Source organism: uncultured Polaribacter sp. (genome assembly GCF_947500975.1).
In the GTDB taxonomy this organism is placed as follows: Bacteria; Bacteroidota; Bacteroidia; order Flavobacteriales; family Flavobacteriaceae; genus Polaribacter.
Window position 1 is genome coordinate 351,421 of sequence record NZ_CANMUE010000001.1, and the last position, 12,656, is coordinate 364,076.

At 28.0% G+C, this 12,656-nt stretch carries 12 protein-coding genes; 7 read left to right on the top strand and 5 right to left on the bottom strand.

Annotation, left to right across the window (positions count from 1 at the left end; all coding sequences use genetic code 11):
* The first annotated feature begins 190 nt into the window (after positions 1-190).
* The gene (locus Q0733_RS01555; protein WP_298778099.1) at positions 191-1,873 is read left to right on the top strand and encodes a response regulator; all 1,683 of its coding nucleotides are present in this window, start codon (positions 191-193) and stop codon (positions 1,871-1,873) included.
* Between the two features lie 55 nt (positions 1,874-1,928).
* A complete protein-coding gene (locus Q0733_RS01560) occupies positions 1,929-3,584 on the top strand; it encodes a response regulator (RefSeq protein WP_298778101.1) in 1,656 nt (551 codons plus the stop codon).
* A 79-nt stretch (positions 3,585-3,663) separates the two neighbouring features.
* Here the strand turns inward: Q0733_RS01560 and leuB are convergent, their stop codons facing one another.
* The 4 genes from leuB to leuC all read right to left on the bottom strand — a co-directional run bounded on the left by leuB (position 3,664) and on the right by leuC (position 8,603).
* On the bottom strand, positions 3,664-4,719 hold the full coding sequence (leuB, locus tag Q0733_RS01565; RefSeq protein ID WP_298778103.1) for a 3-isopropylmalate dehydrogenase: 1,056 nt from the start codon (positions 4,717-4,719) through the stop codon (positions 3,664-3,666).
* A 230-nt stretch (positions 4,720-4,949) separates the two neighbouring features.
* On the bottom strand, positions 4,950-6,470 hold the full coding sequence (locus Q0733_RS01570; protein WP_298778106.1) for an alpha-isopropylmalate synthase regulatory domain-containing protein: 1,521 nt from the start codon (positions 6,468-6,470) through the stop codon (positions 4,950-4,952).
* A 56-nt stretch (positions 6,471-6,526) separates the two neighbouring features.
* Positions 6,527-7,126: a 3-isopropylmalate dehydratase small subunit gene (gene leuD / locus Q0733_RS01575; protein WP_298778110.1), complete on the bottom strand. Its 600-nt coding sequence runs from the start codon at positions 7,124-7,126 to the stop codon at positions 6,527-6,529.
* 79 nt (positions 7,127-7,205) lie between these two features.
* Positions 7,206-8,603: a 3-isopropylmalate dehydratase large subunit gene (leuC, locus tag Q0733_RS01580; RefSeq protein WP_298778112.1), complete on the bottom strand. Its 1,398-nt coding sequence runs from the start codon at positions 8,601-8,603 to the stop codon at positions 7,206-7,208.
* Between the two features lie 440 nt (positions 8,604-9,043).
* On the opposite strand from leuC, the gene Q0733_RS01585 reads away from it, so the two are divergent.
* The 5 genes from Q0733_RS01585 to Q0733_RS01605 all read left to right on the top strand — a co-directional run bounded on the left by Q0733_RS01585 (position 9,044) and on the right by Q0733_RS01605 (position 12,426).
* Positions 9,044-9,724 carry a tetratricopeptide repeat protein gene (locus Q0733_RS01585; RefSeq protein ID WP_298778114.1) on the top strand — a complete coding sequence of 227 codons (681 nt, stop codon included), beginning with the start codon at positions 9,044-9,046 and terminating at the stop codon, positions 9,722-9,724.
* Between the two features lie 5 nt (positions 9,725-9,729).
* Positions 9,730-10,266 carry a YfiT family bacillithiol transferase gene (locus tag Q0733_RS01590; protein WP_298778116.1) on the top strand — a complete coding sequence of 179 codons (537 nt, stop codon included), beginning with the start codon at positions 9,730-9,732 and terminating at the stop codon, positions 10,264-10,266.
* Positions 10,267-10,328: 62 nt separating this feature from the next.
* Complete coding sequence (locus tag Q0733_RS01595; RefSeq protein WP_298778118.1) at positions 10,329-10,796, top strand: DUF962 domain-containing protein; 468 nt, start codon at positions 10,329-10,331, stop codon at positions 10,794-10,796.
* Positions 10,797-10,887: 91 nt separating this feature from the next.
* Positions 10,888-11,226, top strand: a complete 339-nt coding sequence (locus Q0733_RS01600; RefSeq protein ID WP_298778120.1) for a tRNA-binding protein — start codon at positions 10,888-10,890, stop codon at positions 11,224-11,226.
* A gap of 42 nt (positions 11,227-11,268) precedes the next feature.
* A complete protein-coding gene (locus Q0733_RS01605) occupies positions 11,269-12,426 on the top strand; it encodes a hypothetical protein (protein ID WP_298778122.1) in 1,158 nt (385 codons plus the stop codon).
* 2 nt (positions 12,427-12,428) lie between these two features.
* Here the strand turns inward: Q0733_RS01605 and Q0733_RS01610 are convergent, their stop codons facing one another.
* Positions 12,429-12,587, bottom strand: coding sequence for a YqaE/Pmp3 family membrane protein (locus Q0733_RS01610; RefSeq protein ID WP_298778124.1), 159 nt, complete (start codon positions 12,585-12,587; stop codon positions 12,429-12,431).
* Between the last annotated feature and the right edge of the window lie 69 nt (positions 12,588-12,656).

Below are 12,656 nucleotides of genomic sequence, written 5' to 3' on the forward strand. Positions count from 1 at the left end.
CTTTACTAAACATACTTAAATACCCTTTAGCTTAAAAGGGTATTTAAGTATTATAAAAAAAATGCTTTTATTTGTAGATTATTATTCCAATTAATAATTGCAATAATAGATTTACTTTATTTTGAAAAATAAAAATCTACTTCCAGATATTTATTTTTTTTGAAAAAGATTTATGAAATTGAAATAAACAATGTCTGAAGCAAAAACAGTAACTACTTCTGAAAGACTTAAAAAATTAATTTTCACTATCAGCTTATCTACAGGTGGTTTAGCATTGATGTGCTCGGTGATTGGTTTTATTTTAGGTTTAGATGCATTTGCTTATTATCACTTATCAACTATATTAATTTACTTTTATTGTGCATATTTATCTAAAAATGGAAATATACTACACGCAAGAATAATCTTTTTTATTCTTTTAAATATTGGTATTACAGCTACCGCTTCATTTGCTGGAAGGGCTGGTAGTGTCGAGTTTATGTTTATTTATTCTTTAGCAATTCCGTTTTCGATGTTTTCATTTCGAACAGAAAAATTGTATGTCTATTTATTTTCTAATCTTTCTGGTGCACTATGGATTATACTAGCTATAACAAATTTTAAATTATTTACTGACACCCCTATAGATCCAATAATTGCCTCAACTTATATTTACCCAATTTCTATAATAACTTGTTTTGTAATGGTTATCATACAACTTAACTATTTTTCTAAACTTGGAGTAAAATATTATTCAAAAATTTATAAAAAAAAGCAGGAAGCACTAGAAGCATCAATAGCTAAATCAAATTTTTTGAGCATAATGAGTCATGAAATTCGAACACCACTAAATGCTATTATCGGACTTTCACACATTTTAAGAGGCAATAAACCTAGAAAAGATCAAATTGAAAATATAGAAGCTTTAAATTACTCAAGTAAAACTTTACTAAGTTTATTAAATAACGTCTTAGACTTTAGTAAAATGCAGTCTACTGTAATTGAATTAGATAATATTCCTACAAATATTTCTACAGATATAAAGCAGTTAAAAAAAGTTTATGAAGTTTCTTCTAATAGAAAAAATATTAAATTAAATTTAGAAATCGAAGAAGATTTACCTTGGGTTTGGCTTGATGTTGTTAGGTTTAATCAAGTACTAAACAATTTAATTTCTAATGCAATTAAATTTACAAACATTGGTTATGTAACCTTAATAATTAAAAAAGTAAAACAAATAGAAGATGAAATTACTTTACATATTGAAGTAAAAGATACAGGTATAGGAATACCAAAAAATAAACAATCTTTAATTTGGAATGCTTTTACCCAAGCTTCAACTAAAACTAATAGAATTTATGGAGGAACTGGATTAGGACTACCTATAGTAAAAAGTATTTTAGAAGCTATGAATTCTAAAATTAAAGTTACGAGTACAATAGGTAAAGGAAGTAATTTTCAATTTAATTTAAAATTAAAAATAGCTAAACAAAAAATAACTATTAATAAAGACAAAGAAGAGAGTAATTTAAAAAATAAAAAAGTTTTATTGGTTGATGACAATCTTATAAATATAATGGTTGGTAAACAAATTCTAGAAAAAGAAAACCTAATAGTTGAAACAGCAAACGATGGCTTAACTGCCTTAAATAAAGTAAAAGAACAAAATTTTGATATTATTTTAATGGATATTCAAATGCCAGTTATGGATGGATATACTGCTTCAAAAGAAATAAGAAAAATAAATACTTTAATTCCTATTTTAGCACTTTCTGCTAATGTTTTTATGGAAATAAAAGATCAAATTAAAGAATGTGGAATGGATGGTTTCATAAGTAAACCTTTTACACCAGAAGACTTATTAGATCAAATTAAAAAATTTACAAAAAAATAATTTGGAAAAAATAAAACAAAATAAAATTAAAAAATTTTCAAGGAGAAGAAAAAAAATGATTTATTCTACTTCTATTATATGTTTTATTGGTACTTTTTTGAGTTTTATTATTGCAACTGCTATAGGAAGTTCAATATTAAATAAGTTTTTACTTTTATTCTCTATAATATTTTTAATATCCAGCATTCTTACAAAAAAAGGATTCCCAAAAACAAGCAGAATCATATTAATTATTTTTTTTAATTTACTATTTACTTTTTTATCTTTTTACATAGGGAAACCTGCAAGTATTGAATTTTTTTTAATATTTGCTGTTGGACTTCCTTTTTCATTTTATTCTTACATAAGAGAGAAACCATATATAATATTCTTTTGTGCTTTTTCTTTTCTTTGTTGGTTATTACTCTATCTCACAAATTTTCAATTTAATCTTGACATAAAGCTAATTTCTCCAACCAAAACTAGAAATATTATATATCATATTTCAATTACTATAACTCTTCTTTTAGTTGTATTTAAGTTAATTTTTTACTCCTATACTAACGCAATAATAAATTCATTTGCACATGCAACAAAGAAAAAAGCAATTGAAGCATCCAATGCAAAGTCTAATTTTTTAAGTACAGTTAGTCATGAAATTAGAACTCCTTTAAATGCCGTTATTGGACTGTCTCATATTTTAAGAGACAACAATCCAAGGCAAGATCAAATTGAAAATATACAAGCATTAAGTTATTCTGGAAAAATTTTATTAAACTTATTAAATAATGTACTAGATTTCAGTAAAATGCAATCTACAAATATTGATCTAGATTCAATTCCTACAAATTTACCTGTTGCAATCAAACAAATAGAAAAAATTCATGAAGCATCTTGTTTAAGTAAAGACATCAAAATGAATTTAGAAATTGATAATGATATACCTATTGTTTGGTTAGATATTGTACGTTTTAATCAAGTGATTAATAATTTGATCTCAAATTCTATAAAATTCACAAAAAAAGGAAGCGTAACATTACGGGTTAAAAAAGTAAATCAAACCACAGAAACTGTTGATTTATTAACAGAAGTTATAGATACAGGAGTAGGAATTCCTATTGAAAAACAAGAAATAATATGGGAAGCATTTACACAAGCTTCTAGCGAAACAAATAGATTATATGGTGGTACAGGTTTAGGTTTACCGATTGTAAAAAACATTGTAAAAGCAATGGGATCTAATATTAAAATTGATAGTGAAATTGGTAAAGGATGTCGTTTTTACTTTCAATTAACCCTAAAGCTATCATCAAATAAAGAATTACTCAAAACAAATCAAAAAAAAGAGTTTAATTTTAAAGGGAAAAGTGTTTTATTAATTGAAGACAACCAAATAAATGTTATGGTTGGTAAACAAATTTTAGAAAAAGTAAATTTTAAAGTTGAAGTTGCTAATAACGGGCTTGAAGCAATAGACATGGTCAAAGAAAAACATTTTGACATTCTTTTAATGGATATTCAAATGCCTATAATGGATGGCTATACAGCTTCAAAAGAGATTAGAAAATTTAATAAATATATACCAATACTTGCATTGTCAGCTTCAGTATTTGTAGATGTAAAAGACAAAATGGAAGAAAGCGGAATGAATGGTTTTATATTTAAACCATTTGACCCTGAAGACTTAATGAATCAAATTGAACTTGCTCTTAAAGACAAACTAAAACCATAATTTCTAAATAAAATTTTACACAAAAAAACGCTCAAAATAGAGCGTTTTTTTTAAATATATTTAAAGTAAAATCTAGTTATTAGATATTTTCAGCCAACCAATCACCAACTTCTTTTGTTCCGTAAGATTTACCACCATCAGCTAAATCTTCAGTTACAATTCCTTTATTTAAAGCATTGTTTACAGCATCTCTAATTGCTTTTCCTTCTGCTTGTAAACCAAAGTTTTCAAACATCATCGCAGCAGATAAAACTGTTGCCATTGGGTTAGCAATATTTAATCCTGTTGCTTGAGGATAAGAACCGTGTATTGGCTCAAATAAGCCAATATTAGACCCTAAAGATGCACTTGGCATTAATCCCATAGAACCAGAAATTACAGAAGCTTCATCCGTTAAAATATCTCCAAATAAGTTTTCAGTAATTAACACATCATAACTATTCGGCCATTGAACCAATCGCATAGCAACTGCATCTACAAATTCATAAGCAACCTCAACTTCTGGATAATCTTTTTCCATAGCTTGTACAGTTTCTCTCCATAAACGTGATGTTTCTAACACGTTTGCTTTATCAACACAACATAATTTCTTACCGCGTGTCATTGCCAATTCAAAACCTTTTTTTGCTAGTCTCTGCACTTCAGCTCTTGTGTATACACAATTATCAAATGCTGTTTCACCTTCATCTCTTCTACCTTTTTCTCCAAAATAAATTCCTCCAGTTAATTCACGTAAAAAAACCAAATCTGTTCCTTCTATACGTTCTCTTTTTAAAGGTGATTTATCTAATAAAGAAGGGAATGTAAATGTTGGCCTTACATTTGCAAACAAGCCTAATTTTTTACGCATTTTTAATAAACCTTGCTCTGGACGAACTTTTGCAGAAGGATCATTATCAAAACGTGGATGCCCAATTGCTCCAAACAAAACTGCATCCGAAGAAGCACAAATTTCGTGTGTTTCATCTGGATAAGGTTCTCCAACAGCATCAATTGCTGCTGCTCCTGTTAAAGCAGGTCTCCAATTAATTTCGTGATTGAACTTTTTTGCAATTGCATCAGATACTTTTACTGCTTGGTCTATAACTTCTGGACCAATACCATCTCCTGCTAATAATGCTATATTTAATTTCATTGATTGTTATTTTAATTCGTCATTATAAGTTTACAAAGCAATCTGTTTGTTTAATAAAAGAGATTCCTTTAGTCATATATTATTCGGAATGACAAATAGTTATTTTATTTTTATAATTTTAATATATTCTCAATTCAGTTTTCTAAAAAAAATCAAAAATCATTTGAACCCACAAACTCTTCATCGCAAAATTTCTAATTGAAAATTGCAACTGAATATTGCCTATTGAATCAAATAATATTGAGCATTTTTTCTGTAGCTTTAATTGCAGATACTGTTTGATCTGAATCTAAACCACGTGTAATAAACTCTTTTTCAACTAATTCCCAAGTAATAATTGTTTCACATAATGCATCAGAATTACTTCCTGGAGGAATTCTTACAGCATAATCAATTAACTTTGGTAACTCTTTTTTACTGTGTATTTTATATAACTTTTTTAATGCATTCATAAAAGCATCAAACTGTCCATCTCCTTGTGCATGCGCTTCATATTGAATTCCTTCAACTTTTAATTGCAAAGTTGTTGATGGTTTCATTCCTTTTGCATGACCCAAAACATAGTTTTCTACAACAACACATTTTTCAATGGTGTCAGAATCTAAAACATCAGAAATTATGTAAGGTAAATCTTCTTGAGAAACGACTTCTTTTTTATCACCTAATTCAATAATTCTTTGAGTAACTTTTTTAAGTTCTTCATCATTTAAACTTAAACCTAAATCTTGTAAATTCTTTTGAATATTAGCCTTTCCAGATGTTTTTCCTAGTGCATATTTACGTTTTCTACCAAAACGCTCAGGCATCAAATCATTAAAATAAAGATTATTTTTATTGTCTCCATCCGCATGAATTCCTGCAGTTTGTGTAAAAACATTTGCACCAACAACTGGCTTATTTACAGGAATTCTAAAGCCTGAAAAAGTTTCTACCAACTTACTTACTTTATTTAATGCAGTTTCATTTACAGAAATTTCAATCTCTTTTAAAAAATCATTTATAACAGCAATTACACTTGCCATTGGTGCATTTCCAGCACGTTCTCCCATTCCATTTATAGTTAAATGTAAGCCGTTTACACCTGCTTTTATAGCTTCCATAACGTTGGCAACACCTAGGTCATAATCATTATGACCGTGAAAATCTATATGTGTATTTGGATATTTTTGATGAACTTCTTCAATAAAATTATAAGTTTCTATTGGTGTTAAAACACCTAAAGTGTCTGGTAATAAAATACGTTCAATATTTTGAGTAGTTAAAAAATCTAGATATTCAAAAACATACTCTTTAGAGTTTCGCATTCCATTAGACCAATCTTCTAAATATACATTGGTTTTGATATTATTTTTGGCGGCTAATTCAATGTTAGCTTTAATATCTGAAAAATGTTCAGCAGGTGTTTTTTTAAGTTGATGAGTTAGATGATTTAAAGAACCTTTGGTTAATAAATTCTGAACTTTTGCTCCAGATGACAACATCCAATCAATAGATTTTCCTCCATCAACAAAAGTTAATACCTCAATTTTTTCTAATAGATTATTTTCTGAAGCCCAATTAGTAATTTTTTGGACAGCTTCTAATTCTCCTTTAGAAACTCTTGCAGATGCAATTTCTAAGCGATCAACCTTTAATTCTTCTAAAAGTAATTTTGCTATTGTTAGTTTTTCAGAAACTGAAAACGACACTCCTGATGTTTGTTCTCCATCACGTAATGTCGTATCCATTATTTCAATCTTTCTACTTGCCATTTATCTAACTTAAGAGATTGTTCACTTCTTTTTTTCTCGTTCTTAATGAAAAAAGTTTAAAAAGGTCTAGTTTCAGCAAATGCAGAAATTTCGTTTTCAATGTTTTTTAAGTAATCAATATCATCAAAACCATTTAACATATTGTCTTTTTTATAGCTATTGATTTCAAAAGATTCAGACTCACCAGTTGCAACTAAAGTAACAGTTTGATTTGGTAAATCAACTTTGATTTCTGTTTTTGGATCAGCCAAAATTGCTGCAAATAAAGTGTCTGCAAAATCTGGAGAAACTTGCACAGGCAACACCCCAACATTTAAACAATTTCCTTTAAAAATATCTGCAAAAGCAGAAGAAATTACGCAACGTAATCCAAAATCATACACAGACCAAGCTGCATGTTCTCTTGAAGAACCTGAACCAAAATTTCTACCTCCTACTAATATTTTAGAACCTGCATAAATTTCTTTGTTTAAAGGAAAATCTGCTTTTGGTGTTCCGTCTTGATTGTATCTCCAATCACGAAAAAAGTTTTTATCAAAATCTACACGCTTAGTTGCTTTTAAAAAACGAGCAGGTATAATTTGATCTGTATCTACATTTTCTATTGGTAATGGATATGCAGTACTTGTTAATACATTAAATTTATCGTAAGCCATTGTTTATTGCTTTATGCCTAAGCTATAGCTTTAGGCGTATAATTGTTTTTAAGCTTGTAGCATAAAAAGCTTTAAGCTATTATTTTAATAATGTTCTTGGATCAGTAACAACTCCTTGAACTGCAGAAGCTGCAGCTACTAAAGGACTTGCTAATAATGTTCTTGATCCTGGTCCTTGTCTCCCTTCAAAGTTTCTATTAGATGTTGAAACTGATAATTTTCCAGAAGGAATTTTATCATCATTCATTGCCAAACAAGCAGAACAACCTGGTTCTCTTAAAACAAAACCAGCATCTGTTATTATTTTATCTAACCCTTCTGCATTAATTTGATCTACTACTTTATGAGATCCTGGCACTAACCAAGCAGTTACATTGTCTGCTTTTTTACGCCCTTCAACAATAGAACAAAAAGCTCTAAAATCTTCAATTCTACCATTTGTACAAGAACCTAAGAAAACAAAATCTATTTCTTTACCAATCATAGAATCGCCTTCATTAAAAGACATATATCCTAATGATTTTTTATAGGTTTCTACTCCGCCTTCTACATTTTCAGCATTTGGAATCGATTTAGTAACACCAATTCCCATTCCTGGATTTGTTCCATAAGTAATCATTGGTTCAATATCTGAAGCTTCGTAATTAAACTCAACATCAAACTCAGCTCCTTCATCAGTAGATAAAGTTTCCCAATATTTCATGGCTTTATCCCAATCTGCTCCTTTAGGTGTTTGAGAACGACCTTTAATATATTCAAATGTTTTAGCATCTGGAGCAATCATACCTCCTCTTGCACCCATTTCTATAGACAAATTACAAACTGTCATTCGCCCTTCCATAGTCATATCTTCAAAAACGTCACCTGCATATTCTACAAAATAACCTGTTGCCCCTGAAGTTGTTTGCTTAGAAATAATATACAAAGCAACATCTTTTGGAGTAACTCCCAAACCTAATTTTCCATTTACGTTAATACGCATTTTTTTAGGTTTTGGTTGCATAATACATTGTGTAGACAATACCATTTCTACTTCTGATGTACCAATACCAAAGGCAATTGCACCAAAAGCACCATGAGTTGATGTATGAGAATCTCCACAAACAATAGTTGCTCCAGGTAATGTAATTCCATTTTCTGGACCAACAACGTGTACAATTCCGTTATTTTTATCACCTAAACCCCAGTGAGAAATTCCATGTTTAGCAGAATTTCTTTCTAAAGCATCTAATTGATTTGCAGACAATGCATCTGCTACTGGTAAATGTTGATTTATAGTTGGTGTATTATGATCTGCCGTAGCAAATGTACGCTCAGGATATACAACACTGTTTCCTCTACTTTCTAATCCTAAGAAAGCTACAGGACTTGTAACTTCGTGGATAAAATGACGGTCTATAAAAAACACATCTGGCCCGTCTTTTACACTACGTACCACGTGCGAATCCCATACTTTGTCAAATAATGTTTTTGCCATTTTTCTTGATATTTATTGATATTATTAGGTATCAGCTACCAAAAATAAGAATTATTTAGGTTTTATTGGTGTTTAAACGTTATAATAAATGATACCTAACTATTAAAAAAACACCTAAACATTTAACAAACAGTATTTTAAATTGTTTTAAAATACGATGTCTATTTAACAAGAAGGATATTATATTTTTTATAAAATGAGTTTGCTATCATTTTTAACAACTTTAATACAACAAACCTCTTTTTTTGTTCGAAAAAAAGAAACAAAAATTTAAACTGATTATATTTTTCTTAAACTCTAATTCTTATGCAAAACACAAAAACTTTTTTAAACTAAACTCTTTTAAAAATTATAGTAACTAATTTAATTAGATGTTAAAAACTGTAACAAAAACTATAAATTAGTCGTCTAAAAGTTACAAATTTTTTAACTTACTAAACATGAAAAACTATTTATTCTCAATTTTAATCATCTTAATTTTTGCAGGTTGTACTTCGCAAAAAAATTCTGAAGAATTTATAAATGCAACTTCTGGACGATATTTATTTAATGCCAATGAAGTTTTAGAGATCTATTTTAAAGAGCAAGTTTTACACGCAAAATGGCGTGGCAATGATAATATAGCGTTGTTAAAAGTAAATGACAGTTCTTTTTACATGAAGGAGTTAAATGAAAAAATGTTGTTTGTAAGCAAACCAGAAATGCATATAGAATTAGCTCCTAAAACAGAACATGATGGAGTTATTTATCATTTTAAAAAACTTACTAAAGGAGAGAAAACTGCCAGTGAATATTTTAAAGACAAGGAGTATAACAATGCGTTAATTGCCTTTAAAAAAATTCAAGAAAAAGATTCTTTAAATCCAGAAATAAAAGAAAGAAGAATTAATAGATTAGGCTATAATTACATTAGAAATAAAGAGATTGATGCTGCTATAGAAATTTTTAAAATAAACATAGCTTTATATCCTAATAGCTCAAATGTTTATGATAGTATGGGTGATGCGTTTTTATCAAAAAAAGATACAGCAGCAGCAATAACCTATTACAAGAAAGCAATAAGCATAAACCCTGAAAACTCGAGTGCAAAAAAAGCTTATAAAAAACTTACTTCCAAATAAAAATTATGACAATAGAAGAATTAAAATACCCAATTGGTCAAGCAAATATCCCTGAAAAAATCACCCAAAAAAACATTGAAGAATGGATTTCTATATTGGAAAAATTTCCGCAAGAATTGGAATTCTTAACAAGAGATTTATCTGATAACCAATTAGACACTCCATACAGAAAAGATGGTTGGTCTATAAGGCAAGTTGTACACCATTGTTATGATAGTCACATGAACTCTTACATCCGTTTTAAATGGACTTTAACTGAAGACAAACCAATTATAAAAGCCTATTATGAAGAAAAATGGGCAGATTTGTTTGACACTAAAGAAGCACCAATTTCTTTGTCTATTGATGGTTTAAAAGCATTACATGCCAAATGGGTATATCTTTTAAAAGGATTAAAAAATGAAGATTTAGAACACTACTTTATTCATCCAGAGAGCAAAGCACAAGTTACTTTAAAAGAAAATATTGGTATTTATGCATGGCATTGCAATCATCATTTTGCTCACATAGAGCAATTAATGATTCGAGAAAATTGGAAATAACAAACATTGTCTGTTTTAGTATTAAAAAAATACTCATATCTTTAAATTCTAAAATTAAAGTCATGAAAACAGCTCAAGAATATTTTGATGAATATGCTGTAAGCCATCAAAATGAAACAAATAAAGCCATCCATTATATCTGTGTACCCTTAATTTTCTTCAGCATTATTGGCCTACTAATGAATATACCAACAACTTTTTTAGAAAACACATTGGGCTTATATAATCCGTTATTAGAAAACTGGGCTGCCATTATTGGAATCGTAATTTCTGTTTTTTATTTAAAACTAGGGTTTTGGTATTTCTTAGAAATGTTGTTTGTTATTTTACTTTGTATTATTGGTAACTTTTGGCTTGGTAATAACTTTCATTTATTTTATGCGTCTATTATCATTTTTGTTTTAGCTTGGATTGGTCAGTTCTATGGTCATAAAGTTGAAGGTGCAAAACCATCATTTTTAAAAGATCTAGAATTTTTGTTGATTGGTCCTTTATGGGTAATTCAAAAATTAGGCAAAAAGAAAAAATAGTACTAATTAGTTATTGCGAATAATTATAAAACAAACTATCTATTTTAAAAAAAACTTAGCCATATTTTGTGATAATGATTAAAAAAAGAAAATGAAAAAAGAAATTACATTCGAAGATTTTTTAAAGGTTGATATTAGAATAGGAACTATTATTGAGGTCAATGATTTTCCGAAAGCTAGAAAACCCGCTTATCAACTTACCGTAGATTTTGGAGATTTAGGTATTAAAAAATCAAGTGCACAAATAACAGATTTATACACAAAAGAAGAATTACTTAATAAACAAGTTTCTGCAATTGTTAATTTTAAACCAAGACAAATTGCAAATTTTATGAGTGAAATCTTAGTAATTGGCGTTTATAATACTAATGGAAATGTAGTTTTACTTCAAGCTTCTAAAGCTATTAAGAATGGAGAACAGGTTTCATAAACTTGGTATTGTATTTGATAGTTTATATCAAAAAAAACAGACATGAAATTTTTTACCTTTTTACTCCTTTTCATTTCTTTAACAAGCTATAGTCAATATAAAACAATTACAATTCTTGATTCACTATCCAAAAAACCTATTGATTTAGTGCATATTACTTATTCTAATTCTTCTACTGGAAATATTAGTAATTCAGATGGAAAAGTAAAAGTAAACCTACAAAAAGATTCTATTTTTATTAGTCATATAAACTACAAAAACAGCTCTTATACGGCAAAAAAAATACTTAATAGAGATACTCTTTATATTCAATCGAAATTGAACACTTTAGATGAAATAGTAATGTACAATTATGATTTAAAGGAAAAGCTAAAAGAGATTTTAGAAAATTATAAGAAATATTATTATACGGGTCAGTTAACAAATACAGTAACTTATAAAGAAAATTTTGAAGTAAATGATACATTGGTGAGATTATTTCAAGCTCAATATAAATGGTGGACAAAACATAATTTTCTGGACTTTAAGAACGATATAAAAAAACAGAATAAATTATCTTTAGAAAAGGTAGATTTTTCTAAAATAGCTTCAATTGAAAATGATGAAAGAAATGGAGGTTTTATGCAAAGTATTCCATTAATTAAATTCTCTAATTTAAATTTTAATTTAGTTCTCCTAGTCAATGGAACAAAAGATGTTTTTATTAATTCTATTAATAAAAACAAACAGACAACAGACATCAATTTTGATGCTGATTATTTTGAAGGTGATAATAATCTCTTTAATTATAAAAACTGTGTAATTTCTTTTGATAACAAATCTAAAGGGATAAAATATGTACTTTTAAATATGGTTTATAAGAATAATAGAAAAAAAGGTTTATCAAGAAAAGCTAAAATTCCTTATACCTCTGAAACAAAACACCATAAAATTGAAATGTTCTTCAAAAAATTTAAAAAGAAACATTCTTTAAGTTATTTTACATCTGAATTAGATGGGGATTTTACAATTAATAATATTAGAAATAAGTATTTTGGCACACAAAAATTTTTAATTACTAACACTGAAAAAGGTAAGAAAAACAAAAAGTTACAAGGAATAAATTTAGATTTACCACTTTATGATTACATCCCTTTAAATAAAGACAAGGAAATAGAAATTTTGCTTACAACAAAAGAAGAAAACTTTATTAAGAAATAATCTTAACTATTAGGATTATTTAAAATTACTAAAGCCCCAATTACACCAGGAATCCAGCCACAAAGCGTTAATAAAAAAATAATAAAGAAAGAACCACAACCTTTATCTAAAACAGAAAGTGGTGGAAAAATAATAGCAAATAAAACTCTAAAAAAACTCATTTATATAATTAGTTGGTTACATAAAAAAGACGTTTTACAATAGAATTTGTTACAAAATTAATTCCAATA

Bases quoted from the DNA above. Each gene is read 5' to 3' on its own strand.
- Q0733_RS01555 (WP_298778099.1), top strand. From the start codon at position 191: ATGTCTGAAGCAAAAACAGTAACTACTTCTGAAAGACTTAAAAAATTA.
- Q0733_RS01560 (WP_298778101.1), top strand. From the start codon at position 1,929: ATGATTTATTCTACTTCTATTATATGTTTTATTGGTACTTTTTTGAGT.
- leuB (WP_298778103.1), bottom strand. From the start codon at position 4,719: ATGAAATTAAATATAGCATTATTAGCAGGAGATGGTATTGGTCCAGAA.
- Q0733_RS01570 (WP_298778106.1), bottom strand. From the start codon at position 6,470: ATGGCAAGTAGAAAGATTGAAATAATGGATACGACATTACGTGATGGA.
- leuD (WP_298778110.1), bottom strand. From the start codon at position 7,126: ATGGCTTACGATAAATTTAATGTATTAACAAGTACTGCATATCCATTA.
- leuC (WP_298778112.1), bottom strand. From the start codon at position 8,603: ATGGCAAAAACATTATTTGACAAAGTATGGGATTCGCACGTGGTACGT.
- Q0733_RS01585 (WP_298778114.1), top strand. From the start codon at position 9,044: ATGAAAAACTATTTATTCTCAATTTTAATCATCTTAATTTTTGCAGGT.
- Q0733_RS01590 (WP_298778116.1), top strand. From the start codon at position 9,730: ATGACAATAGAAGAATTAAAATACCCAATTGGTCAAGCAAATATCCCT.
- Q0733_RS01595 (WP_298778118.1), top strand. From the start codon at position 10,329: ATGAAAACAGCTCAAGAATATTTTGATGAATATGCTGTAAGCCATCAA.
- Q0733_RS01600 (WP_298778120.1), top strand. From the start codon at position 10,888: ATGAAAAAAGAAATTACATTCGAAGATTTTTTAAAGGTTGATATTAGA.
- Q0733_RS01605 (WP_298778122.1), top strand. From the start codon at position 11,269: ATGAAATTTTTTACCTTTTTACTCCTTTTCATTTCTTTAACAAGCTAT.
- Q0733_RS01610 (WP_298778124.1), bottom strand. From the start codon at position 12,587: ATGAGTTTTTTTAGAGTTTTATTTGCTATTATTTTTCCACCACTTTCT.